The sequence below is a fragment of the Bacteroides sp. QWL-09 genome (assembly GCF_058683585.1).
In genome coordinates this window covers 891823-918593 of sequence record NZ_CM178748.1, presented here as the reverse complement: position 1 = coordinate 918593, position 26771 = coordinate 891823, and the positions used below count along the sequence as shown (strand labels likewise).

The following is a 26771-nucleotide window of genomic DNA, read 5'->3' as shown; positions in this document are numbered from 1 at the left end:
TATTATATACTATCATTTCAAAAAAAACTAATCAGACTTTTTGTCGAAATATTTAACTAATTTAATAATAACAACTATCTGATCAAAAAAGTTATATTAAATAAAAAATATTTTGTGTCAGCTTATATTATGAAAGCAAAGATACAGGCAGAATCCCTATATGTTTCCTTTCGATAGGCATGATTTATACTTTATTAAGATACTTGGTTTGTAAATCTCAAAAAAATAGAAAATACACGACAGAAACGTTATGATATTTAAAAAATGCATTTATTTTGTTTATGCATTTATATACAATCGATTGTGTATAAACTTTCTAACTAAACCCATATCTATGAATAAACGTGTTTTTCTATTCTTATTGCTCTTATTGGGCAGGCTTGGAGATACCCTTTCTCCCCTTCAAGCCCAACCTTCCAGAAAGAAGGTTGCCGTCGTTCTTAGCGGAGGAGGAGCCAAAGGTGTGGCTCATGTTAAAGCCTTGAAAGTGATCGAAGAAGCCGGCATCCCCGTCGATTATATTGTTGGGACGAGTATGGGGGCTATTGTTGGAGGTCTTTACGCCATTGGTTACACTCCCAACCAACTCGACAGCCTGGTACGGAAGCAAGATTGGAGCTTTATCCTCAGCGATCGCATCCGTCGTCGCGATATGTCACTCACCGAACGTGAACAATCAGATCGGTACATTCTTTCTCTCCCATTTGTTCGTAAGAAACAAACAGAAGTCTTCGGTGGCATGATTCAAGGACAAAACCTGTCGAATCTTTTCTCAGAGTTGACGATGGGGTATCACGACTCGATCGATTTTAATCGTCTGCCCATTCCTTTTGCCTGTGTGGCAACCAATATTGTCGATGGTCGGGAAATCGTGTTTCATAACGGCGAACTTGGTACGGCGATGCGTGCCAGCATGGCCATTCCCGGGGTGTTCACCCCGGTGCGAATCGATAGCATGGTGCTCGTCGACGGTGGAATCACGAATAACTTTCCGGTCGATATCGCCAAAGCGATGGGCGCGGACTTGATTATTGGTGTGGATGTCCAAAATCGACTGAAAACCGCCGATGAACTCAACAGTATGCCCGATATGATTAAACAAATCATTGACCTGACGTGTCAATCGAACTACCGGAGCCATGTTGAACAAACCGATCTATACATCAAAGTGGACGTTACCGGTTATTCTTCCGCCAGCTTCAATCCTGTAGCTATCGACAGTTTGTTAAAACGCGGAGAGGAAGCCTCTCGGCGTCAATGGGATAATTTATTGGCTCTGAAGGAAAAGATTGGATTGACTCCGAATGACCCTCTGCCCGTCGATCATCCCTACTTTGCTCCCGATAATACCAAAGAACTCTTCATCGATAAGATCTCGTTTGTGGGGACAACGATGACCAATAAAGAATGGCTCATGAAAAAATGTCACCTTAATGAACATCGGTCGATTACAACCCAACAGATCGAGAAAGCCTTGAATTTACTTCGAGGCAATCAGTCGTTCTCCGGAGCGAGTTATAAGCTCACCCCCGACGAGAAAGGCTATCACCTCACCTTCTTCATTGAAGAAAAATACGAGAAAAAAATCAATCTTGGTGTGCGGTTCGACTCCGAAGAGATTGCGACACTGCTTCTGAACGCCACGGCACGCCTGAAGACTAAACGTCCCTCGCGATTGTCGCTTACGGCACGACTCGGCAAACGATACGCCGCACAAGTGGACTATACCCTAGAAACCCTTCATGATCGGTTTCTGACCTTCTCGTACCGTTTTCAGAACAACGATTTTAATCTTTACGAAGAGAGCAAACGGGCTTATAATCTCTTATATCGACAGCAACAAGTCACCGCCGAGTATTCCAATCTGTGGTTCAAGAATCTCCGGTTTGCCATAGGCGTACAGTTCGATTATTACTATTACAACAATATCCTATTGCGAATCCCCGAAGAGGTTGAGCTTAGGAAGACCGACCGACTGTTCAACTATTACTTTAAGATTAGTCACGACACTTACGATAGCGGCTATTTCCCCACTAAAGGGAGTCGGTTCAACGCTTGTTTCACGGTGCATACCGACAATCTATCACGTTATCGGAATAACAACCCTTTTATCTCGCTGAGTGCCTCCTGGGAAAAAGCCTTTCCCGTGACCCGACGCTTCTCAGTCCTCCCGTCGGTCTACGGACGACTCATTACCGGCGACGATCTGCCCTATATGCTCAACAACGCCATCGGGGGTAACGGATTCGGGTACTTCCTTGCCCATCAGGTTCCGTTAGCCGGGATGCCCAAAAGTGAGATTGTGAATCAAGCGGTAGTGATCAGTACCCTGAAGTTCCGCCAGCGCATGGGAAAGAACCATTACCTGACCCTAAGCGGTTCGTATGGCTACCACAACGAAAAGATACGCAACTTGATGAGCGGTGAGATGCTGGCCGGAGCCTCGTTGACCTACAGCTTAATGAGTCCGATCGGGCCACTCGACCTTTCGCTCGGTTATTCCAATCACTATAAAAAAGCCAACTCATTTATCAATATCGGTTATCGATTCTGATTTTCATTCTAGTCCTCATGATGAAGGAAAAGAAAGATTAATCCTTATCTTTGTCCGAAAATTAACTCAAATAGAACATACAACTATGAAGAAGCACTCACTTCTGATGCTTTTAGTTCTTGCAGGAGGAATCTTGACCACTCCTTGCAAGTCATTTGCCAAGAGCAAACAAGACCCTAGTTCATATGTCGATCCCTTCATCGGGACGGACGGCATTGTACACACCTTCCCCGGTGCCACCTATCCTTTTGGAATGATACAACTCAGTCCCGACGGCGATACCAAAGGTTGGAACTGGTGTTCGGGCTACCACACCTCGGACGATAATATCATGGGATTCTCGCATACCCATCTCAGCGGAACAGGCTGGAGCGACCTAGGCGACATCCTCGTGATGCCCACTGTTGGCAAACTCCAATTCGAGCCGGGCGACAAGAAAGATCCCGACTCAGGATACCGCAGCCGTATCAGTCACGCACCCGATCAAGAACAAGCATCCGTAGGCTATTACAGCGTTGTTCTGCAAGACTATAAGATTCATGCAGAGCTGACTGCCTCGCCGCGTGTAGGCTTCCACCGTTATACCTATCCGAAGAGTGAAGATGCTCATTTGATCTTCGATCCGACGCATAAGATCTTTGGAAAGACCACCGAGACTTCTGTTAAAGTACTCGACGACCGTACCATCGAAGGTTATTCGAAGAGTACCGGCTGGGGAGGCAACCGCACCACCTATTTCGTGGCTCGGCTCTCTAAGCCTTTCACCAAAGCCACCACTTCCCTCGACGGCCTCCCACAAGATCAATCGGAAGCTCAAGGAAAAGATGCGAAGATCGCGCTGACCTTCTCGACCGAAGCTCAGGAAGAGATCACTCTAAAAGTGGCCCTTTCGTTTGTCGACCTTGAAGGTGCTCATCGTAATTTCAAAGCCGAAGCCGAAGGCGTCGATTTCGATAAAGCGTTGGCACAAGCACGGAAAGCCTGGTCGGATAAGCTCGGAAAATACGATTTCGAAAGCTCAGATCGTGCACAGTTGCGCATGCTATACACCGGACTCTATCACGCGATGATTCAGCCAAACCTCTGTCAGGATGTTGACGGACGCTACTGGGCACTCGAACGCATCCAACCGGCGAGTGATTTTGTTAACTACTCGACCTTCTCGCTTTGGGATACCTTCCGTGCCGTACACCCGCTCTTTACCATAACCGAACATCAGTTAACAGCCGATGTGGCCCGTTCGTTGGTAAGTCGTTACGAGAGTGGCGGTCAGATTCCTTTGTGGGAGCTTTGCGGGTACGACAACACCTGCATGATCAGTTACCCGGCCGTATCGGTGATCAGTGATGCCATCCTAAAGGACATTCCCGGTATCGATGCCGAGAAAGCCTTGAAAGCCATGATTGCCGTATCGAACTACGACTACGTGTCGAGTAGTGATGGTCTGAGCGGAATCGCAGAATACAACCGATTGGGTTACGTCCCTGCTCCTCTACACGCTTCAGTGTCGAAGACCGCCGAGAATAGCTATTACGATTGGTGTATCGCTCAGGTGGCCCGTAAGCTCGGAAAAAAAGCGATTGCCGACACCTACACCAAACGTTCGTTGCGCTTCATGAACCATTTCGATGCAGCCAGCGGACTTCTCTTGCCAAAAGACAGTCTCGGAAACACGATCGCGGTCGATCTGCACGATTGGGAATCGTTGCGTCCTCATTATATCTCCGGAAACATTTGGGCCTATTCTTATTTCTATCCTCATGCCGTCGATCAAGTGATCAAAGCCATGGGCGGTGCCGATCGTTATGTGGCCAAGATGGACAGTTTGCTACAAACTCCACTCGATATGCGTGGTGAACAACACGTCGACATCTCCGGTTTCTTCGGCTCTTACGGCCACGGTGACGAACCCGGACATCAGTTCCTTTACCTCTACAACAAAGCCGGGGCGACTTGGAAGATTGCCGATCAGGTGCATCGTGTGGTAGAAGGCGCCTACAACGATACGCGTAACAGCATGGCGAATAATGACGACTGCGGACAGATGTCGTGTTGGCAAGTCTTCTCGGCACTTGGGTTCTATCCCGTTTGTCCGGGCGACGGTCAGTACACCATCGGTGCTCCGATGCTTCCAAAAGCCACCATCCGTACCGATCGCGGTACCACATTCACGATGATTGCTCACGGATACAGCCCTCAAAACCGCTACATCCGGTCGGCTCGTCTTAACGGCAAACCTCTGAAGCGTGGTTATATCACCTACGATGAGATCATGAACGGATCGACTCTCGAATTCGAGATGAGCTCCACACCAAACAAGCGACTTTTCCGCTAGACGGATCTGAATCCCCATAAAAAGAGCCCTATCAACACTCCAAACCGAGTTTGATAGGGCTCTTTCCTCTTTGTCAGGCCGCTTATTATACGTTTATCAGGCCGTTTATTACAGGCTTATTCATATTCCACGTCTATTACATGCTAAGCGTCTATTACATATTAAGCGCCTATTAAACGCTTATCTCTTAGGCGTCGGAGACTCCTTCAGATCCCAGTCCGATTCCGCATTAAAGCACGGGCACTGCTTGATCCACTCCTCCGGTTCGATCTCCCCATCCCCATTACGGTCGGGACTCAGATCACGATGCCCACACACCCTGCACTTCGGATAGTCGGCCAATAGCGTCCGGATCAACACCCTGAGCGAGTGCTTTTGCCACGCCGTCCGCGTATCCTTCGGTCGCCCGTGACAGTCGAGCCCGCCCTCATAACAAATGCCGATGCTGTGCGCATTAAATCCCTTGACATGCGCTCCAATGCGCTCAATGGGCCGAGTCGACTTGATGCTTCCATCTTTACGGATATAGAAGTGATAGCCCGTTCCATTAAAGCCCCGTCGACGGTGCGCCACCTCCAGATCATATTCCGTAAACTCCTTATCCTCCCTCGTGGCCGAACAATGCACCACGATCAGATCGATCGTTCTCATTCCGTTTTCCCCAGCCGATGGTTACACTCCTTATTCCGGCACTGCAACGCCAACGCCTCCGACAGCTCCTTGCGAAGTTCGAACATCTCGGCATGCATCTCCTTGACCCTTGCACTCAGGTCGAAATAATCCTTAAGCACCTTTTCGACCTGCTCCATCAGAAAGCCATACTGCCCTTTGACCAGTTCGCTGAACTCTTGCACCTCCTCCATCATCTCCTTTCTCTTCTTCCGGTTACCCAGAAACGGAATGACGGCCATAATAATCTCTATGATTTTATTAAACATGACAATAGTAATTAGTAATCGATTAACACTTGGTTGAAATACACTAAATACGATAAGTTGAAATGGAAAGGACACGACCTCCGTGAGCGGTTGGTCGTTAAGGATGAGTCAAAAGACGGTCAATCTTGATCATTTTATGATCATAAAATGAGTCTAAAAATAGTCTAAAAACAACATAAAAGCAGTATAGTCGTCAATCCAAACAGAATAATCCGGATCGCTGTCGGTGAAAAATAAAAACTGCCTCAATCGCGGCCTTTCGGATATCCAACAGTTCACGAAGTGATTCGTAAACCATTTATCCCCCTTAAAACACCCGTCGGCACCCGTCGCTGCGAAAAGCGATTAAGCCTGCGTTTCGTCGGCGGATAGCCGTCGGCTCTGATTGAGACAGTTTAATAAGCAGATTCTACAATCGTACACTCCTGTACATTATCTTAAACTATTTTGCGTACGTCTTTTCGACGTTCTTCATCTTTATCTTCTTTTGACTTTCAAAATGCCGATCTTATTCGGTCGTTCCTTTTCTCATTAGCGCTTTATCCAATCGGATCAGGAGCTTCGCCTTCATCGGTGTGGCCGGTTCCTCCACCGGTGGTCGATTCTTCTTTCGGTTTATAAAGATCGAACGCCACATTATTCTTACTTTCCACTTTTTCAAGACTGGCATTACCCAATCGTAAAGCTCTATCAGGCAAGAAACTCACCGACACATGGTGGATGCTTCTCACGCCACACTCCTTTTCATCCGCTTCGCCTTTACATCTCAAGCTCAGGTAAAAGATCCCCAGTCCGTTGACTTTTACTTTAATGCCCGAGGTGACGGCGAGTCGAATCTGATCGACCAATTCTTCAATGACATGCTTTACATCACTTGCGCTTAATGACGTTTTTGACTCAATAATTTCAGATAGACTGTCAATTTTCATCATTTTAACATCTCCGGTCTTTTGACGAAGATAGTACAACATTGGGGAATCTTTCTTCCCAATAAGTTTTGGGCGTTTATAACGCTCCAATACAACATCCATGATAATAATAATTAAGGTTTAGGTTAGGTTTCTCGTCGTTCGAACAACACCGTAAAGATACATCATGAAAATATAAAAGTCAAGTATTTTTCTAGTTTTTTTTCAAAAAAAATCATTTTATTTTCAAACTAGATTGACTACCGGAAATAGAACGGCGATCTGATTAAATAAAGTCAGAATATTCCTTCTTAGATGCGATTCACTCCCCGTTCCATTGAACATTTGTTATAAACACCAAAAGATATCATAAAGTTCTGTAAATAGTTATTTTTCTATACGTATATTTTCGATCGATAAGCAAGTGGACTCTACTATTTTATATATATTTGCCCTCCACGCATCTAAAAAGCGTTAGAAGAACTTTTAGTAATTAAACGATTTATAGTATGAAAAAGAGATTACAACTCCTATCACTATCCCTTTTATCCGTTGTCTTGATGAGCTATGGGCAGTCAGCAAGTCGCATCGAAGGTCGCGCTGAAAAGTCGACAGTCATCATTAAAAGCATGCACCTCACCGAATCTTGGAGTAAGTTGTACACCTCCAATATCCAAGCTTTAAAAGGTCAGCTGACCGGCAAAGACAGTCTTAAGTTGATCGAGATTGAGAAACAACTGTCCGATGAAGCAGTCACCAAGAAGATAAATTCGGCTTTCGACCAATACTTTAGCAATGAAGACATCGATGTCTTATACAACTTTGTGCAAACCGAGACCTATAAGAAGATCAATATGGTGCGATTTCAGAAAACGATCCGTGACCAGTTCAAAGACATCGAGCAAGAGATCAATACCTTGAAGCAACAACTGACTGAATCAGAATCGACAGCCGAAATCACAGAGGCGTTCGAACCTATAGCCGTGGATCGCAAAAACGGTTTTTATCAAACCGTCGATTATGACCATTCAGCACCTCAGAAAGACGTGAAACTCGAAGCTAAACCATCGTTAACCTTCAAGGATGTTTCAACTGCTAAAAAAGAATACTCGGCATACAACCATCAGACGCAAATCTTATTGACATTAACCAAAGACGGTGCATTGAAATTCAGAGAGCTGACAAAGAACAATATCGGACGCCCTATTGCCCTCGTGATTGCCAAACACATCATATTCATGCCAAACGTAAACAGTGAGATCACCACCAATCAAGTGATTATTGCCGGCAACTTCTCGGATGAAGAAACAGAACAGCTTTTTAAGCAAATCATCGATAAAAAAGAATAATTCGTCTGTTATAACCTCAAAATCGCCTCAAAGCCATTGACTTTGAGGCGATTTTCTTTTTTGTTTTTACGAATGCGCCTTCAGTCCCAGTAGCTTCACAAACTTAGAAGGCGTACACAGACTCAGGTCGGTGGTCAGAAACACTCCGTTATAAAAAGCAGAGAAGATGGTGGCCGGTGTCGGAGCCTCCTGCGCCTGTTCCATGGTCTCCAGCTTGATGACTTTAAGTGGAATTCCGTATTCCTCTGCCAAAGTCCGCAACGGTTCGTTGACGTAGTAATGGGTCATCGGACAGCGGTTGGTGTAGTAAATCACCAAACCGGCTTTATCCTCACACTCCCCGCTCCTCACACACGCCTTAAACGTCGGATCGGGAGCAGCAGCATCCAACTTCAAGGCCAAGAGCGAAAAGCCGTCAGACAGCTTCTCTGCCGTCTCAAACCCCTGCTTGATGAGCCACTTCGTCTCACCCATAAAATGAAACTTCTTCGTCCCCACAACGGTGACCAGTCCCCTCTTGCCTTGTGCCTTAGCATCGTCGATAGCCGATTGGAGCAACGCTTTGGCATGACCATGCCCTTTATACTGTCCCGACACCCAGAAACAATTCACCATCAGATACCCCGGTGCATCCACCGCGATCCAAGCATTCTCGGCAGGCACATACTCGATAAACACCTTCGCCCGTGCCTCCAATCGTCTGAATACATACCCCTTGTCGAATTCCTTTTTCAACCAAGCCTTTTTCAGGTTATACCCCTCCGAACACTTCTTATCGGAGAATCCGCAACAGATATGTTCCGAATCGATGTTCTCTTTCGTCAATGTCAAATATTTAGCTTCCATCATATTATTCGATCTTTTATTCAATATTTTACTCTTTTGAGCAAATATACTCATTTCTCTACAGTTAAATCCCATCCTTCTCTCTATCGACCGAACTATTTCATGCCCATTACATCCATTTTACTTGTACTATTTGTACAATCGTTCAGTTTACCCGCCCCTCAAGATAAGCTAAAAACAACTAACAATCAGCCGAATAGGCTCAACTTCCCCTTAACTCCTATGACATCACCTAAAAAAAGACGACTAGTATTATTATAGACAATTCTTTATCTTTGTTACTCAATTGACACAACTAAAATCTTTACTACATGAACAAAAGTAAGACCTTATTTCTACTCCTTCTGACGAGCCTCTGTTTACCGGCTCATAGTCAGAGCAAGGAGTACTCGTTATGGTACGACCGTCCCGCTTACAACCGGGGAGGAGATTTCACCTACACCGTAGCCAGAGGGTTTCCCTACGATGAAGACTGGGAAAAGTGGTCGCTTCCTATTGGCAACGGAGCGATGGGAGCCAGCATTTTCGGACGCACAGACACCGAACGCATTCAGCTATCCGAGAAGACTCTGGGCAATAAAGGTCCTTATCGGTTTGGCGGGTTCACCAACTTTGCAGAGATCTACCTCGACATCCGTCACCATTCGGCAAAGAACTACAAACGAACGCTGAACCTGAACGAAGCCATATCGACCGTCAGCTACGACCACGATGGTGTGCATTACACCCGCGAATACTTCGCCAACTATCCCGATCGGATCATTGCCGTTAAGCTGAAGGCCGATCGTCCTAAGATGATCTCGTTCACGCTGCGTCCGGAGATCCCCTATCTGCGTCCATTCGACAAGACACAAGACGGACGTACCGGAGCCGTGAAAGCGGAGTCGGATGTCATCACCTTGGGTGGAGAGATGCAATACTTCGGGTTGCCATACGAAGGTCAGATCAAGGTGGTCAACTTCAATGGCGAACGCTCGTGCAAGACCGTCGGAAAGAACGGCGTCATCGAGGTGAACAATGCCGACAGTGTGGTGCTGTACATCGCCGCAGCCACGTCGTACCAACTCAATGAAAGCGTTTTCTTACGTCCCAACGCCGAGAAGTTCAAAGGGAACGAACATCCCCACCGATTGGTGACAGAACGCATCGAGCGGGCCACAGAAAAAGGATACGACCGCTTACGGAAAGAGCATATAGCCGATTACCAACACTTCTTCAACCGGGTCGATCTCCATCTGACCGATCAGATCCCGACTATCCCAACCGACAAACTACTGAACCAGTACCGTTTGGGCAAGTCGAATGCGTACCTCGAAGAACTCTTCTTCCAATATGGACGTTACCTGCTGATTGCTTCCTCACGTGCCGGATCGCCTCCCCCCAACCTACAAGGCGCATGGACACAATACGATTACTCTCCGTGGTCGGGTGGCTATTGGCATAACGTCAATGTGCAGATGAACTACTGGCCGGCCTTTAATACCAATCTAGGCGAACTGTTCGACTCTTACATGACCTACAACGAAGCCTTCCGCAAGTCGGCCGTCGAAAAAGCCGTGGAGTATATCAAGGCCAACAACCCCGAAGTACTTGACCCGGTAGCGGAAGAGAACGGATGGACCATCGGTACCGGAGCAACCGTCTTTAACATCGAACGTCCCGGAGGGCATTCCGGACCGGGTACAGGCGGATTCACCACGAAACTGTTTTGGGATTATTACGACTTTACACGCGACAAACAATTGCTCAAAGAGCATGTCTATCCGGCTTTGTTGGGCATGTCTAAATTCCTGTCGAAGACTCTAAAGGCACAGCCCGACGGCACACTGCTCGTCGACCCATCGTCGTCACCCGAACAGCGTCATCAAGGAGAGAACTACCGTACTAAAGGATGTATCTTCGATCAGAGCATGATTCTCGAAACCTATCAAGACCTACTGAAAGCTTCCAAGATTCTAGGCCTGAACGATCCGTTCTTGAAGACCGTTGAGCGACAGATCCCTCAGCTCGATGCCATCCAGATTGGTGAGTCCGGTCAGATCAAAGAGTTCCGCGAAGAAAAGAAGTATGGCGATATCGGCGAATACACTCACCGACACATCTCTCACTTATGTGCGATGTATCCCGGATCGACCATCAACAGCTGCACTCCGGAATGGATGAAAGCTGCGATCGTCACTCTCGAAAAACGTGGCGACAAGTCGACCGGTTGGGCCATGGCACACCGTCAGAACCTATGGGCCAGAGCCAAGAATGGTGAAAAGGCTTATCAACTTTATCAGTACATCCTATCTAAAGCCACCTCCGAGAACTTGTGGGGAGTGCATCCTCCTTTCCAGATCGATGCGAACTTCGGAGCAACAGCCGGAGTAGCCGAGATGCTGATACAGAGTCACGAAGGATTCATCGAGCCGTTGGCTGCGCTACCTGAGGCTTGGGCAAAAGGTTCTTTCAAGGGACTGAAGGCTCGCGGAAACTTCGAAGTGTCGGCCGACTGGAATAAGGGTTGTGCCACTCACTTCTCGATCCAATCGAACGAAGGAGAGCTCTGCCGATTGAAATACCACAATATCCAAAACGCACAGATCACAGATAGCCGCGGCAAACGGGTGAAATACACTAGCGTTGGCGACGACCTGATCGAGTTTAAGACGAAAAAAGGCATGGTTTACCAGATTGTGTGGTAAGGAAAGAATAGACGATAACTATATAGAGTTATTCTAAAAAAAATATGGGGTGAATCGAGCGTTTTGTTTCGATTCACCCAATGCTTTTTTGTGTAAAGTTCAGCATATCAATCTGCTTCTACTATGTTTAGCAAATATTGATCTTCTTCACTGTCTGTTAACGAAAAATAATAGCCGGAACTAAAAAAATCTTCCTCGTCGCTGGTATCAATAGGCCAACCAGGGTATTGATTCCCAGATTTATCAAAAACCCACATGAATTTAATATTATAATCTGTTGGGTCATTACTTTTCAGCACTCCTCCTAAAACACTTGTCCCATCTTCAAATATGGCAGAAGCCATTACAATAGGACTTCCGGCATCCATATCCGATGGTACTGTTGTCTCTCCATACATAATGTTCGACCAATCTTGTTTGCCGTTTTTGGGCAAGGTCATTGTTGCTGTGAACTTCGGTTTTGAATTTTCCATCTTCTTTTTCTTTTAATTATTAACAACAAAACTACACCTATCCTCCGATATTAGGAGATAGTGCATCTTTTGGGGGTCTATCTTATTCCCAACTCGCCTCGTAAAAATACTAATTATTTGATACACAGACCTAAATATCGATTAAAATCTTTGCCCCCACCTCTTTGAACTTAAGTCCGACAAAGCATAAAGCGGTTTTTTCATCTTACATTTATCTGTCTTTGAACAAGTCTTTTTGAAAAGTAGAACGTCTTTTAAAAAATAATAATAATTTCAAATGCAACCATTTTGCTCTGCTTGAAAAGCAATATCCTTGGATTTTTATTCTATTTTTGTCCGAGAAAACATGTCGTTGATAGTTCCACGGGATGAGAGGCTTATATGTAAACAAACCTAAACAATAGACCTACACAACAATAACTATAAACCGGAATTTCGTCACACTAAGTGACTTAAATCAAAAAACGAACAATATGATAGAAATTAAAACAAAGATCGAATTAAAAGAATACATCAAACTCATTTATATCCTTTCCTACCGTCAAAAAGGGATGATCATATTCCATGCCGTTTGTATCTTGCTTTGCCCCTTGATTCTCTTACATTTTATGGAGCTATTGACTTTACCCTCGATAGAAATATTAATCGGATTTTCAATCGTTCCTCTTCTCTTCTTCCCCATTATAATTTATTTTTCGGCAAAGAAGACTTTCAAGACCCATTCTCGTATCCAAGAAGAGATTATTTATCAGATTGATCCCGATAAAATTTGCATGATCGGTGAATCCTTTAAAGCCGAAGTCAACTGGGACAAATTGTATAAGATAGTCGAACGAAAGAATTGGTTTTTGTTTTATGAAAACCAGACTTCTGCGCATTCCATTCCCAAGCGTTGCATTGGAAATCAGAAACAGGAATTGAGAGCAATGATCGGTCAACACCCCATAAAGTCTCAATTAAGAAAGGATTAGAGAAAATAACAATAGAATGAAATCAATAACAGAAATTAATAACAAAATAAATACAAAAGCCATGTTGAAGAAAGCAACTATACTGCTCATAGCGGTCATTTCGATTACGGTTTCATCGTGCGATCAATCGACAACAAAATTCAAGACCTACCAACAAGCCCAGAATGCTCAGTTATTCGATAAAGGATGGATTCCCAATGAGTTGGTCAATGAAAATATAGAAGATATTTTCTTAAAAAACAATTTAGATCTAAACACCTGCATTTTTTCATTTAAGATCAAATCTCTACCCGGCAATCTGCGTCTTCGTGAAAATGAGTATAAAGTAGAATCCATTCAAGGGATAGAGATTCCTGCATGGTGGAAGAAAGAGGTTGAAAACTGTCAGGTGTGCGACTATGTTAATAATACGGCCATTGCCATAGATACCGTTAATTATAAGTTATATGGTTGGACGGCTCCTCAACCGGAGAATATCCTCACTAAAAATGTAGGAAAATACCCGCATGATATTGTTGATTTCTTTGGCGATAATACGATTACAGAAAGAATTAAGCAACTGACCGGTGATAGGTATTCAGAGATTGTTGAGAAATTCAATACTCAAACGCCCATTTCATGTGAAAATGGCATATATAAAACCTCCGGTTGCAAACAACACGATTGTGCGGGATTTCAGACGACCCTTGTATATGATGCAAACAACGATAATCTGAAAGTGATGGTTTCAGTAGAAGATAAAGTTCAAACGTTCTCCGAAAAGGGAAAAGGATGAAAGAACTCCCTTGCTTCCTATGCGAAGTCAGGGAGTTGTTGTATGTAGCCTAAAACATTTATTCAAACAATTATTCAAACAACAAAAAGCATTTTTTAGCTGCAAAGTGTCAAGAACTACCGTTTTATTGATATTTTTGTTTTTTATGAAAAACATAGAAACAAAAATATCAATAGAAAGATGAAAACACGAAACCTAATTCTATTCAGTTTTGCCTTTGCAGCCATGCAAGCCTATGGGACCACCATCCCACGTATCACCACAAACAATGTTGTAAACCGTTCGTCCGCCGACTCCATCATCGTCGTTAAAGATCAGAACGCATTTGCCGGAGCTTTCTTGCCTAGTAAAGACTGGCAACCCCCACGCGACCAACAAGCCATTGAGAAGCTCACCGACTTTCAAGATCTTAAGTTCGGCATCATGTTTAACTGGGGTACTCAAACGCTCTTTAAAACGATCGACCAGTCGTGGAGCCTCTGTCCCGAACGGTTCGACTGGAATCGCCGTCCGAGACCATTCAGCGAAGCAACCGATTGGGATACCTATCGAAAAGCCTACGAAGATCTGATGAAGACTTTCAACCCCGAACAGTTCGATCCTCGCGAGCAAGTCTCCGTGATGAAGAACTCCGGCGCAAAATATATTGTAGTCGATGCCAAGCACCACGATGGCTTTTGCTTCTTCGACACCAAGACCACCGGTTACCGAATAACCGCCGAAGCCTGTCCCTACTCGACGAACAAACACGCCAACGTCATGAAAGAGATGCTCGATCAAGTACGCGACAACGGCTTGTGGACGGGTATCTACTTCTCGAAAGCCGATTGGAACGTGCCTTACTATTGGGCTCCACAATTCGGTCGCCCGACCACCAGATGTGAGAACTACGACCGTAAAGCATTCCCCGATGTCTGGGAGCGATTTGCACAATTCACCCGCGATCAGCTCGAAGAGTTGACCACCGACTACGGGAAAGTCGACATCCTATGGCTCGACGGCGGTCAGGTGAGCGGTAGCAGCTTCGACCTTGCATCGGTTGCCGCCAAAGCCCGCAAACGAAATCCCGGCATGCTCGTTGTCGACCGCTGCAATGGTGGCGGATACGAAGACTATATCACTCCCGAAGGTGTTCATCAAATGCCTAAAGCCTATTGCCCCGACGCTTGGGAGGCTTGTATGTCGCTTGGTGGTCACGGCTGGGCGTGGACCGAACTGGGTGAAGAGAAGAGTGCGCCAACAGTGATCCGTTATCTCGTGAAGGCCACAGCCCGCAACGGGAACTTACTTTTAGGCGTTGGGCCCGACTATAACGGTGTCTTCTCAAAACGAACCGTCGAAGTCTTAGACAGCATCGGCAGTTGGCTGAAAGTGAATGGAGAAGCGATTTACGGCACGCGTCCCATCGCACCTTACGAAACCGGCAATGTCTTCTTTACTCAAAAAAGAGATGGCTCAACCTATGCCATTGTTTTGTCGAAGACCGATAATGAGACAGCCCCCGGTCAGGTGGTGATCCCTTCCGCACTGATTAAAAAGAACAGTGTCGTGAGCGTGGTGGGCACCAATCAGGTGGTTCCATTCAAGATCGGCAAGAAAGGCTTTGCAACGATCTATCTCTCGAAAAAGAATCGTCCGACGGGATACGCTGCTTGGGCTTTCAAGATCAGTCACCGATAAAATCATTAAGCTTTTAAAGTTATTAGTAAACGTAATATAGAGGAATGATAAGGCAATTTATTAAACGAGCGATATCTAAATAATGAACCAAACTGATATGGATCTATCTGCTAGAGTCACGAAGGTTTAGCGTAAAGATCGCAGAAGTTTAGTCTTTAAACTTTTGAATATAATATTTTGGTAACGTATAAACACTTTAGTTTTAAATTTATTTCTTCCTTGAATAATAGTAATCATAATAAACAAGTTTATTTGCTGAGACTTTAAAAAGCGTTTCATTATTTAAGAAATAATGGATATGAATAAATAAAAATACTATCTTTACATAGTAATTACATACTTAATGTTGGTCTCTTTTACGCAATAATCTAATTGCTAATCAATTAAGATTTTACAATCGTAAAAGTCGATGAATATAGAGTATAAGAACCTTATTATTAGTATAAAAACACAGAAATGAGAGTATGGAAATTAAAAAATTTGATGAGATAGATCTCAATGATTGTTTTTTTGATTCTCTAAAGGAGGACTATCCGGGATTTGAAAATTGGTATAAAAAGAAAGCTAAAGAAAGTGTTTTCATTCAAAAAGATCAATCGGGAAATTTACAAGGATTTCTATATATGAAAAATGAAGATGAAGCATTAATCGATATAACTCCTAATATGCCACCAGCTCACCGATTGAAGGTTGGAACTTTCAAGATAGATGCACATAACACAAAGTTAGGAGAACGATTTGTAAAGAAAATAGTAGACAGAGCCGTTCTTGACAGAGTTGATGAGATATATGTAACTATATTTGAGAAACATAAAGGGCTAATTAAGCTATTTGAGAAATATGGTTTTAAGAAGTACGGGACAAAAGGTGAAGGAAATCCCCCTGAATTGGTTTATACTAAAAAGATGAATACTGTTTCGGGAGATTTATTACTAGACTTTCCTTTAATAGAGACGACAGGAAAACGTAAATTTTTACTGTCAATAAAGCCAAAATATCACACCAAACTATTCCCTGATTCTATATTATTTAATGAGAAGGCAGATCAAGAAACTCTAGTAAAAGATATATCACATACTAATAGCATCCATAAAATTTATCTATGCTTTATGAAAGGCACAGAAGATTTAAAGAAAGGCGATCTCCTATTGATATATCGGACTACAGATAATTTAGGGCCTGCTAAATTTCGTAGTGTAGGAACTTCTGTTTGTGTAGTAGAAGAAGTTAAGAGACCTTCTGATTTTGGAACAGAAGAAGAGTTTATTAAATACACAAATGCATATAGTATTTTTAATGAGAAAGATTTAAGAGAATGGTATAAAATGGATAAGACGGTAGTTATAAAGATGACTTATAATGCCGCTCTTTATCGAAGAGTAACAAGAGGACAAATGATTGATTTTGGAGTTAGTGAAGACCAATATTGGGGGTTTCTAAAACTGACCGATGATCAATTTGATAAAATATTAAAAAACGGAAAAATAAATGAAAGTCTTATTATCAATAAAGCCTGAATTTGCAGATAAAATATTCTTAGGAACAAAAAAGTATGAATACCGAAAATCTATTTTTACAAAAGAAGTAGATCAGGTTATTGTCTATTCCACTAAACCGGTTGGGATGCTTATTGGAGAATTCACCATTGAAGAAATTATAGTGGATTCGCCATCTGCATTATGGGAAAAAACCCAGAAATTCTCAGGCATTACTAAAACTTTCTTTGATTCATATTTTGAGGGAAGGAAACAAGGATATGCTTTAAAAATAACTTCTCCCAAGTTATACAATAAGCCTCAAAATCCAATCGAAATCATAAAATCCTTTGTCGCACCTCAATCTTTCAAATACATAGAAGAAGAATTTGCTTCTCTGTAAAAACAAACTATAAATTGATAAAAAGAATAAGGCATTTGAGAGATTTTTACTCTTAAGTGCCTTTTTTATTTTTGCGAAGAAAAATTATAGCCTAAACTTTCGTATTCAAAAAACAGTGTCTTATACTATCGATTTAAATAAAATCTGTATTATCCGTGAATTCTCTATTTCATAAATGAGCTGAATTAAAAGAGAGGCTCTTGCCTTATAAAAACAAAGCGATTGTCCACATCATTCTCAAGTGAATCATTGAGGGCAATAAAATAAGAACTAAGACATAATTAAAGATTAGTCATGAAAAGCCCCCCCTTGCTTTCCTAGCGAAGTAAGGGAGTGCATTGTTTTCAGATCGTCGTTTTCGGATAATCCTCAATACGCGTCAACGACCTGTTATGATGGAAGTTCACGCGGCCCGTCTCCCCGTTGCGCTGCTTAGCCACCAAGATCACCCCTAGCCCTTCGGTGGACAGATGCGTCTCCAGATCGTAAGTCAGATGCGCCAAGGCCGGACGATACAACAACAGAACCGTATCGGCATCCTGCTCGATGGAACCACTCTCACGCAAGTTCGACAGTTCCGGACGCCCTCCGATCTTATTGTCGACCTCACGGTTCAGCTGACTCAACAAGACGATCGGAATGTTCAACTCCTTGGCCAATAACTTCGCCTTGCGACTAGCCTGCGACACCTCCTGCTCACGCGTACGCTTCGCATTCTCGCGGTCGGTCACGTCGCACAACTGCAAATAGTCGATCACCACCATGTCGCACGCCCCACGACTCTTCAACAGTCTGGCCGAGTGCCGAATATGCTCCATCGACATGTTCGAATCATCGTCCACCCAAATGGACAGTTTAGATAACTCCCCGGCCGAGAGTCGCGCCGCCTGACCCTCCTTGTCGGAGAACGTCCCATTACGCCAGTTGCGCGGATTGATGTCCGAGGCCGAGACCAGCCAACGGTCGGCCAACCGTTCGCCCTGCATCTCCAGACTATACACCGCCACCGCATGTCCCGTTTCTGCCGCCCGACGTGCCAGATGAAGCGCAAAGGCTGTCTTGCCGACCGAAGGTCGTGCAGCAATGATCGTCAGCTCTCCGTTTTGCAATCCGGAAGTCAGCCCGTCCAACTCCGTGAGTCCCGTTGTAATGCCGGTTACCCCATCCTTATTCTTCGCGGCACGATCCTCCGCCTGGGTGATGGACTGCTTCATCAACGTCGGCATGTCCCGCAAATGCTCCTCACCGCCAAACTCATTCTCCATACGGTCGATCAAGTCGTGCGCCGCCACCATCACGTCGCCCAGATCCATCGTCTCGTCGACCGCTTGAGCCGAGAGCTTACTGAACCCCACCGTCATCATCCGACGGATATATTTTTGTTTCACGATGGCCGCATGATACTCCAGATGTGCCGCCGATCCCATCCTCGAACTCAAGTTCACAATACCAAACGGACCACCCACCGCTTCGAGCTTTCCCTCTTTCAGAAGAGCTTCCTTCACGGTCAGGATGTCGATCTTATCGCCACGCCCATACATGTCGAGCATCACTTTAAACAGGAGTTGATGACTATTCTTGTAAAACATCTCCGGACGTAATTTGTCCGCAACTAAAGGCAGGGCTGTGCCTTCAACGAGGCAAGCCCCAATGACGGCTTCCTCGGTTTCAACAGATTCGTTGTTCATGATCATTTGATTTTGGTTTAATCTCAGTTTTATTTGGATTTAATCCTAGTCTGATGTTGATTTAATCCTAATCTGATTTTGATTGTATGATTAAGATTATCTGATTAAGATTTTCTAGTTTTGACTGCGTAATTAAAACTGCATAAGTAATATTGCGTAATTAATATTGTTTGATTAGAATTGTTTGATTAAGATTATCTGGTTTTGACTGTTTAGTTTTGACTGTTTAATTAAATTTGATTTCGATCAGGTCTTAGTTCGATTAAAGTTCCTTTAGAAATATTCATTCAGAAAAGCCTTGTTAGCCAGATAATTGGCTGCATGCAGAATAAACCGTCGATCATCTTGATGATAAGCATACTGCTCAATGTTCTTGATGGCCAATTCCTGCTCTTGGGGTGTCAACTGTAGCCATGCCTTCATCACCCGCGCCTTATCGGTTTTCGGTTTTTGAAGCAACTCGTGATAACGCGTCATAAACGTGTCGAACAGCGGATCAGGTTCATCCCCCACTCTTATCGGTTTCTCAGACAAAGGCATTCTCTGATCCAGAAACTCCTTGTATCCCACCAATTCAAAATGATACCTCAACGTCCCATTCCTCACCTGCCTCAAATACCCCAAGTGGCACATCTTCTCAAAAAAATGCTCCGCAGATCCCCTTGAGCACTCAAAAAGTTTGGCCCAAGTCGTGATGGAGCGCACCGCTTCCCCCCGGCAACACGTTATCTTTTTGCCATTCGGACAAATCAGCACACAGTCCTTGTAGTTCACACAGCTCATCAAGATGATCAAGTTCAACACTTCATCGCGAGTCAGTCCCAACGCCTTTTCCTCCGTTAATGGGACGGCTTCTGTTCTTTGGCGAAACAATATTCGGGGCACAGAGATGTACCCATCTTGCAACCAGTTGACTTTACACTTTCCCGCGTTTGTATTGTCTTTGAGGGCTGTATCGTTTTTGAGGGTTGTATTGCTTTTGAGTGTTGTATTGTTTTTAAGAATTACATTGCTTTTGAGATTTACATTGCTTTCCATGCTTATATCGTTTTTAAGGTTTTATCGCGAAGTTATTGTGCGAAAAAAGGAAATGCAAATCGGAGAATTGTAATTGGTCGGGGTTGATCAGATTGGGTCCAAAACAGTCTTTCTTTTAATCTATTTTAACCTTTTTCAGTGGGTCAAATTGAGTTTAGTCGCCTGTTATCCGGGTGGACGACATGTTGTGACCGGAAAAATGCAATCGCCCGTTAACAAGCCAACATGACGATAAAAATGCCGCAATGCCCTATTTTTCTACCACAATGTCGGAATTTTATGCCGCAATGTGATTTTTTCGTACGACAATGCCTTATTTTCCTAGGACAATGTCGCATTTCGATCGGTTAATATGGCGGGTGTTCCGCTCTACCTCACGAGCATCGACAATCGTCATTCGGCATCTCATATTTGAGCGATCCCAAAAGTCGCAGCGGAACGTTTATCGGCTGATTGACAGCCAAGGAGAAGTCGAAAAAGGCGAAAAATTGCATCTTGGTGGCATGACCCCCAAAAACAGCAGGAAGAGCAAGTCTTAAATTTTGCTTCAAACGCTTGTACCGTATTGATTATCAGATGTTTGTTTTAAATCAGCGCCGGAACCTTATAGGTGCACAACTACTGGCATCACTTTTTGACTGATAACAGACAAGTTATCAGTATATTACGAATCCATCGTAGACGGAAGGTGGCACGGGATCTGGCATATATAAAAAGAAGAGAATATATAAATATAAAAAAAACAAAAAGGCCAAAAGGCAAAAGGGCAGAAAACAAAAAGAGCCGAAAGTAAAAAAGCCCGAACAAGATCGACGACCATCGTTCGGGCTAAAAAAGAAAATCACAAATCATTGCCGGCCACGCCGTCGATTTTGGGTTTGAGTACCGGGTAACCGAAATGATGAATAATAATATCCTGTTGCAAAGGGGTCAAACGCAATGTTTTGTCTGTGTACTCCGCATCACGCAATTCATCATACAGCACTTCGTTTTTCTTAATCTCTGCCCTCATTCGTTTGCAAGCAGACTCTATGTGTTTGAGGTTAGGAAAGTACATAAACGATAACTTAGAAAAGTAAATGAAACCTTCAATACGATAAAACGTTTCAGTTGCTTTTTCTGATTCATTTTTTTGTTCCATAATTATTTGATTTAACGATATGCAAAGCTATATAGTTTTACAAAAACAAACAAATTATTTAATATAAAATTGAATCTATTTCTTTACATTTTTATAATTTTTGAACGTAATATAAACCAGATTTTTAGGTTTGTTTATTACAAACCGCATCCTCGTTTGTTTAAACTCTTACTCAGGATATTAGGTGTCTATTTGTTACTATAATTTGTAATAATTGGAGAACTTTCTCATCTTTAATGATTCTTCATAAATAAAGAAAACTTATTTAAATTGCAACTTTATTTAAAGTATAAATAAAGTTGCAATTTAAAATTTTGTAATTTAATATTCATTTCAATAAATTAATTCATAATTGATTATGCTAACAGACGCTACCTCCTACTCTATTACGGCTTTATAGAAAAACAGAAAAAGACTTCATGCAACTCTACAAAATTACAAATTGATAATTTTATAAAACAAAATAGATTGACTTCATAAAATATAATAGATCAATATAAATTTATATACAAGATGGTTATTTATTACAACAACTAAAACGGGATTTATATCATCGTAAAAAAAGAGAAAAAAGATGGAAAAATTTGATGTCGTGATAAATTTACTTATTATTTTTGTGGGTAAAGTTCGTTAATGAGTTAAAAAGATCAATCATCAAAAATGAGATAATCGACTATAAATGGACATAAAAACACTTTTTGTATGACTTAAATCTAAAATAAACATACGATTATGAATTGGAAAAATGACGCCGAACTATCATCAAAAATAGATGATGCTATTAAAAGCTCAATAGAAGGCTTAGTCTCTAAACATGAACCAGATTATATTGCTGCGTTAATGAAAAAATTGCCAAACAGTCTTTCGGATATATTAAAATCTGAGGTTCCAAGCGTAAAGTTTAATATTGGGGGATGTTTCATTCATCAAAAACCATTGGCTAAGTTTTGCAACTCAAGAGGAAGTGAAAAAAAACCAGAAATAGGAGATTTGCTTATCGTGTATAAAGAAATACGAGAAAATGTAGATGTATGTAATGCTTTATTATTACAAGCGAAGAAAACAACAGATATTTACCGGACAACCGTACATTCTAACGATCAACATCAGCTATTGCTATACACTAAATGGCCAAGATTTAAATACGCTAGAGCAGGTAAGCTCAATGGAAAAATTAGAAGTGTAATTCCTAAAACCATTACTCCCGGTGCGCAATATTTACTAATTGGTGAATCCCCATATTATGATTCACCTTTATTGGGGTGTGCTATGCCAGACAAGACCCTCGTTGCTTCAAAATTATTTGCCTCAGTATTAATTGACCTAATGGGGCTTCACACTGGCAGAACTTTTTCTTCAAAGCCAATAAAAACGGATCATTGGTCAAGAATGATTTGGGATTTATTGGAAATATCAGCAACCTCTGTTTTCAATCTACGTACAAGTGGTTTTAAAAATGAGAGAAGAGCATCCGATGACATCATTAGTATGTTGTCAACCTATAAAGAGGAAATTACAAATAATCAAAATACAGATGGCCCAATATTATCAGAAGATGGAATTTCCATTCTGTGTATAGAAGCTTACGTAACTAATGATAACAATTATAACCAATAAGATTTGCAAATTGCCTTTCAAATTAGATGGAAACGATAAGGTAATTTGGCCTACAGTCACCCCCGATTAGTCCTTCTCCACTCTTTCCACCAATGCCTCACCCCGTCGATTGGCGCATAGATCAGCATGCGAGGCCCCGAATAACGCATCACGGCTTTCATCTGCTGTCGCATCGACGGTTTGTAACAATGGGTTGGGCATTGGCGACAAGTGGGCTTCGCTTCACCGTACCGGCAGCGATCCAATCGGTCGAAGGCATAACTTAGCAACTCGGCACACTCCGCACAAAGAACGGGGTGATGCCCTTTTTGCTTACAGTATAAGCGAATCATCTTCTCTACAACCCTTTTCTCTTTTTCTATACGCAATGGCTTCATTCTGCAAAAATAAACATTTAACAATGATATTAAAAATTGGAGACAATTAAATAGAAGTTAGTCTAAAAGTTTTCTTATATTTGTAATGAATTGATCTCTAATATATAATAAGAAAGACATTGATAATGAAACGAATGAAGCAAACTAAGTAGACAACAAACTTACTTACACATAATCGTAGAAAATGGGTTAAATAAACCTCTTTTCCATTTACATGTATGGGTAAATGCTTTACAACGAAAGGAAACGTCCGAAGGGCCTATCACAAAAATTATCTTTAATGCATTAAGTATAAAGGAGAAGGGGTTAATAACTCTGAAATAGACAGGTTCTAAACGTTTAAAAATCATGGATAATTAAATGAAAAAAATGAAACAGACGAAGCAATCGAAATCTTGGATTGAACTCAGGGCTGGATTTAAAACTCATTTTAGGACTCATCTTATTATTACGCCCATTATGAGCTTCGCGATGATGTTGATCATTGCACTATTTTCCAACGTGCAAATTTACGCACAACAAATAGCCGGTAAGCTAACAAACAGTCGCGGAGAATCGATTGAGTTGGCCAATGTTTTGTTGTACCGGTCGGTCGACTCCACCTTTGTTACCGGAACGATTACCAATCAGAATGGTGAGTTTGTGTTTAAAAATATCGTCCCGAAAAAGAACTATCTCAAGGTCTCATGCATGGGTTATTACGACGCGATATATAGCGATGTGGTGGGACACGTCAATTATGTTCTAAGAGAGAACACGCAGACTCTCGAAGAGGTCACGGTGACAGCTAACAAACCGATTGTGAGGATTCGCGAAGGAGCGTTGGCTTTTGAGGTCGCCACACTGATCAAACATCGACCGATCAATAATGCTTTCGACATTTTAGGAGAGATACCGGGTGTGGAGAAGATGGGGAATAAAATTCAGATTATCGGGGCAAACTTCACCACGATCATCATTAATAATCGGGTAAGCTCGATGACAGCCGATCAATTGATTGACTACTTGAAAAATATTCCACCGGAACGAGTCAAGCAGGTGGAACTCTTATACGTGACGCCACCGCAATATGGAGTCAATGGCTCTTCGATCAACTTGGTTATCGCTAACGACCGCAGTCCTGTTAAGAAGCAAAAGGCACAAATCACGCTGGAAGGAAATCAATCGTACTATTTCTCTCCTTCGGCAAGCGTCTCTTATTCATTGGCCAATGCACATTCGTCATTGAATGTCTTATATTCGTTTCGGTATGACCATGAACATCCGAGTGAGCAGATGGAATCGTTTCATCAATTGGGCGATGATCAACATCGGGTTTCTTTTGAGAATGCAACAAAGGGAATTTATAAAGCTCATCACGTTGGAGTATCTTACGACTATGATTTCAAGAATAAGGATGTGTTGAGCCTTTCCTACAACGGAACGATCAACCGCTCTGATGCCAGACGATCCGGATTGATCGTGATTGATGAAGATCGAAAGATTAGCTCTGCGAATAAGAGTGAAGGGCCTTCTGATCTGCATCATATCTCGCTCGATTATACGCATCGTAATCTTCACCTTGGTGCTAATTATTCTTTTTATAATAACAAGAAGGATCAGTTTTTGGTGAATACTTTAGAGCCAACTTCGTCGGGAATTCTCTTATCCGAAGTCGCCTCCGGTCAGATCACTTCGAACTCTAAACAATTGGTTCATCAAGGGTATGTTTACATGAGCAACCAACACAGCCTAAGGGGAAAACAAGTCTTCTCTTATGGGGTGAATGCTAGGATAAACCGGTCGAATAATGATCAATCGACATGGGCTGACGAGAGTCTTGAAGGAGGCTTCTCACAAAAGCATTCTGAATATGCGGTCGACGGCTTTGTCGGGTGGTCTCAAAACTTGGGAAAGAAGGTTTCGGTTAATGCGAATTTATCGTTGGAATATTATAGGGCAAAGATCAAAGCGGGTACTGTCGAACAGACGTTATGGAAAAATTGGGAGGTATACCCTACTCTCACCTTGGTTTACAAGATTGCTCCGATGAAAACCCTGCAATTCTCTCTATTGAGTGAGAGGAAATATCCGTCGTATTGGCAAACGACGCCTAATATCACTTATCTGAATGATTATGTGGCTAGCGAAGGCAACCCGAAGATTAAGCCGGCAAAGATTTATTCGGGAAGATTGAGTTTTATCTTAAAGGGGCGGTATATTTTCCAATTGTTCGGTAATCTCTCTTCCGATTATATTCAGCAATCTCTTTATCAATCGCCGGAGAGCTTACATGCAACTTATAAAATCATTAATCTCGATAAGCACAATATTGTGGGAAGCTTGGTGGTTCTACCCTTTAAGGTGGGGCAACGGCTCGATTCTAAGTTGATGGTGTCGGGGTTCTTGATTCACGATAAAGGGGCATTGGAAGAGGTGGCATTCGATAGAAAAAAGATATTTGGCCGGATTTCGATGAACAATAATCTCTATCTGACTGCAAAGAAGGATTTGTCAGTTCAGCTAAATGGGTTTTATGCCACACCTGCGATACAAGGGATCTATGATATCAAACCAATGTATAACCTTTCGTTGGGCATGGTATGGGAAGCGAATAAACGGTTAAACGTGAGTTTGACGAGTGACGATCTCTTGAATGGACGAAAAGGGAGAACAACCACAAAGATACAGAGCCAAAATTACAACCAAACCATTCATACCGATTCGAGACAAATCGTTCTGACGGTGAGATATAACATTGGGGGATATAAAGAAAAGAAATCGTCTAAGATTGATACTTCGCGTTTTGGGTTATAGTTGCTGAGTTGACGCCGTAGCGAAGTATCGAATAGACCTAACAAGATGTATCGAAGACGCGTAATAAGGCCTGAGGAATTGACGAACAATCTTTTAAGGCAGGGTCCAATAAATTGTGTCGCATATAAATAACTTTTCAAGGGGCGACTAAATAGAAACATGAATATTAACATCTTTGTTGCTTTCGATCCATGCATCGTATATAAATTGATAGATATAGTAGTGTGTGTGTGCCATTATGCTTTTTCCTTCCGGAATAATTTTAACGCTAGAGAGAAACCATCCGGGTCCTTTTGTTTTTTTATCATAATTTTCATTTCTAACAATAATTTCATAGATTTCTCCAAGATCAGGAATTCTTGTTTTAATAAAGTTTTTCGATGAGCCTCTTTCGAAAAAGCCTTCGGTATTAAAATCAAGAAATTCTGACTGTACTTTTTCCCCTTTGAGTATCCCTTTGAATAGTATTTTAATAAACCGGTCAGTGCCCGCAAAAGCCTTATTCCCGGTATTTATTTGAACTAAATAATCGACTTCACCTCTGGTTAAATTTTCTTGCCTATTAATGACATATTGCTCTGCAGCCTTCTTTAATTGTGTAATACGACTTTCGTCAGATTCATCAAGTAGTTCCCATATTCCGACTAATGGTGATTTTTGGGGTGTTGAAGGTGGAAATTCCAACGTAACTGCCCCAACCTTCAACGCCTTTTAGTGTTA

21 protein-coding genes are annotated in these 26771 nt (G+C 42.5%); 11 read left to right on the top strand and 10 right to left on the bottom strand.

What is annotated here, in order from left to right; all coding sequences use genetic code 11:
- Positions 1-334: 334 nt before the first annotated feature.
- Positions 335-2554: a patatin-like phospholipase family protein gene (locus tag AC4PG5_RS03605; RefSeq protein WP_492030094.1), complete on the top strand. Its 2220-nt coding sequence runs from the start codon at positions 335-337 to the stop codon at positions 2552-2554.
- 85 nt (positions 2555-2639) lie between these two features.
- Positions 2640-4889, top strand: a complete 2250-nt coding sequence (locus AC4PG5_RS03600) for a GH92 family glycosyl hydrolase (RefSeq protein ID WP_492030093.1) — start codon at positions 2640-2642, stop codon at positions 4887-4889.
- 180 nt (positions 4890-5069) lie between these two features.
- Here the strand turns inward: AC4PG5_RS03600 and AC4PG5_RS03595 are convergent, their stop codons facing one another.
- From AC4PG5_RS03595 to AC4PG5_RS03585, 3 genes are all read right to left on the bottom strand, one after another.
- Entirely contained in the window at positions 5070-5540 is a 471-nt protein-coding gene (locus AC4PG5_RS03595) for an N-acetylmuramoyl-L-alanine amidase (RefSeq protein WP_492030092.1), read from the bottom strand.
- Positions 5537-5827, bottom strand: coding sequence for a hypothetical protein (locus AC4PG5_RS03590; RefSeq protein WP_492030674.1), 291 nt, complete (start codon positions 5825-5827; stop codon positions 5537-5539). The genes AC4PG5_RS03595 and AC4PG5_RS03590 overlap by 4 nt, the downstream gene beginning before the upstream one ends.
- A 539-nt stretch (positions 5828-6366) precedes the next feature.
- The gene (locus AC4PG5_RS03585) at positions 6367-6858 is read right to left on the bottom strand and encodes an HU family DNA-binding protein (RefSeq protein ID WP_492030091.1); all 492 of its coding nucleotides are present in this window, start codon (positions 6856-6858) and stop codon (positions 6367-6369) included.
- 386 nt (positions 6859-7244) lie between these two features.
- Between AC4PG5_RS03585 and AC4PG5_RS03580 the strand changes: the two genes are divergently transcribed.
- Entirely contained in the window at positions 7245-8084 is an 840-nt protein-coding gene (locus AC4PG5_RS03580) for a SecDF P1 head subdomain-containing protein (RefSeq protein WP_492030090.1), read from the top strand.
- Positions 8085-8150: 66 nt separating this feature from the next.
- Here AC4PG5_RS03580 and AC4PG5_RS03575 read toward each other — a convergent pair whose 3' ends face one another.
- Entirely contained in the window at positions 8151-8930 is a 780-nt protein-coding gene (locus AC4PG5_RS03575; protein WP_492030673.1) for a GNAT family N-acetyltransferase, read from the bottom strand.
- A 311-nt stretch (positions 8931-9241) separates the two neighbouring features.
- Between AC4PG5_RS03575 and AC4PG5_RS03570 the strand changes: the two genes are divergently transcribed.
- Positions 9242-11617 carry a glycoside hydrolase family 95 protein gene (locus AC4PG5_RS03570; RefSeq protein WP_492030089.1) on the top strand — a complete coding sequence of 792 codons (2376 nt, stop codon included), beginning with the start codon at positions 9242-9244 and terminating at the stop codon, positions 11615-11617.
- Positions 11618-11724: 107 nt separating this feature from the next.
- Here the strand turns inward: AC4PG5_RS03570 and AC4PG5_RS03565 are convergent, their stop codons facing one another.
- Complete coding sequence (locus AC4PG5_RS03565) at positions 11725-12090, bottom strand: hypothetical protein (protein WP_492030088.1); 366 nt, start codon at positions 12088-12090, stop codon at positions 11725-11727.
- Positions 12091-12563: 473 nt separating this feature from the next.
- Here AC4PG5_RS03565 and AC4PG5_RS03560 point away from each other — a divergent pair, with 473 nt between their 5' ends.
- The 5 genes from AC4PG5_RS03560 to AC4PG5_RS03540 all read left to right on the top strand — a co-directional run bounded on the left by AC4PG5_RS03560 (position 12564) and on the right by AC4PG5_RS03540 (position 17394).
- Positions 12564-13061: a YcxB family protein gene (locus AC4PG5_RS03560; protein WP_492030087.1), complete on the top strand. Its 498-nt coding sequence runs from the start codon at positions 12564-12566 to the stop codon at positions 13059-13061.
- Positions 13062-13077: 16 nt separating this feature from the next.
- The gene (locus AC4PG5_RS03555; protein ID WP_492030086.1) at positions 13078-13836 is read left to right on the top strand and encodes an Ivy family c-type lysozyme inhibitor; all 759 of its coding nucleotides are present in this window, start codon (positions 13078-13080) and stop codon (positions 13834-13836) included.
- Between the two features lie 180 nt (positions 13837-14016).
- A complete protein-coding gene (locus tag AC4PG5_RS03550) occupies positions 14017-15516 on the top strand; it encodes an alpha-L-fucosidase (protein WP_492030085.1) in 1500 nt (499 codons plus the stop codon).
- Between the two features lie 464 nt (positions 15517-15980).
- The gene (locus AC4PG5_RS03545) at positions 15981-17033 is read left to right on the top strand and encodes an N-acetyltransferase (RefSeq protein ID WP_492030084.1); all 1053 of its coding nucleotides are present in this window, start codon (positions 15981-15983) and stop codon (positions 17031-17033) included.
- Positions 17005-17394 carry an ASCH domain-containing protein gene (locus AC4PG5_RS03540; protein WP_492030083.1) on the top strand — a complete coding sequence of 130 codons (390 nt, stop codon included), beginning with the start codon at positions 17005-17007 and terminating at the stop codon, positions 17392-17394. The genes AC4PG5_RS03545 and AC4PG5_RS03540 overlap by 29 nt, the downstream gene beginning before the upstream one ends.
- Before the next feature lie 344 nt (positions 17395-17738).
- Here the strand turns inward: AC4PG5_RS03540 and dnaB are convergent, their stop codons facing one another.
- From dnaB to AC4PG5_RS03525, 3 genes are all read right to left on the bottom strand, one after another.
- Positions 17739-19082: a replicative DNA helicase gene (dnaB, locus tag AC4PG5_RS03535; protein ID WP_492030082.1), complete on the bottom strand. Its 1344-nt coding sequence runs from the start codon at positions 19080-19082 to the stop codon at positions 17739-17741.
- Between the two features lie 273 nt (positions 19083-19355).
- Positions 19356-20120: an LvrA C-terminal domain-related protein gene (locus AC4PG5_RS03530; protein ID WP_492030081.1), complete on the bottom strand. Its 765-nt coding sequence runs from the start codon at positions 20118-20120 to the stop codon at positions 19356-19358.
- An 841-nt stretch (positions 20121-20961) separates the two neighbouring features.
- Positions 20962-21261, bottom strand: coding sequence for a DUF4248 domain-containing protein (locus AC4PG5_RS03525; RefSeq protein ID WP_492030080.1), 300 nt, complete (start codon positions 21259-21261; stop codon positions 20962-20964).
- Positions 21262-21993: 732 nt separating this feature from the next.
- On the opposite strand from AC4PG5_RS03525, the gene AC4PG5_RS03520 reads away from it, so the two are divergent.
- Positions 21994-22878 (top strand): hypothetical protein, encoded by an 885-nt coding sequence (locus AC4PG5_RS03520; RefSeq protein WP_492030079.1) that lies wholly within the window; start codon positions 21994-21996, stop codon positions 22876-22878.
- Between the two features lie 56 nt (positions 22879-22934).
- On the opposite strand, the gene AC4PG5_RS03515 is transcribed toward AC4PG5_RS03520, so the two are convergent.
- Positions 22935-23255, bottom strand: coding sequence for a nitrous oxide-stimulated promoter family protein (locus AC4PG5_RS03515; protein WP_492030078.1), 321 nt, complete (start codon positions 23253-23255; stop codon positions 22935-22937).
- Between the two features lie 360 nt (positions 23256-23615).
- Here AC4PG5_RS03515 and AC4PG5_RS03510 point away from each other — a divergent pair, with 360 nt between their 5' ends.
- The gene (locus AC4PG5_RS03510) at positions 23616-26051 is read left to right on the top strand and encodes an outer membrane beta-barrel family protein (RefSeq protein WP_492030077.1); all 2436 of its coding nucleotides are present in this window, start codon (positions 23616-23618) and stop codon (positions 26049-26051) included.
- Positions 26052-26198: 147 nt separating this feature from the next.
- Here AC4PG5_RS03510 and AC4PG5_RS03505 read toward each other — a convergent pair whose 3' ends face one another.
- Positions 26199-26756: a PLAT/LH2 domain-containing protein gene (locus tag AC4PG5_RS03505; protein WP_492030076.1), complete on the bottom strand. Its 558-nt coding sequence runs from the start codon at positions 26754-26756 to the stop codon at positions 26199-26201.
- Positions 26757-26771 lie beyond the last annotated feature (15 nt).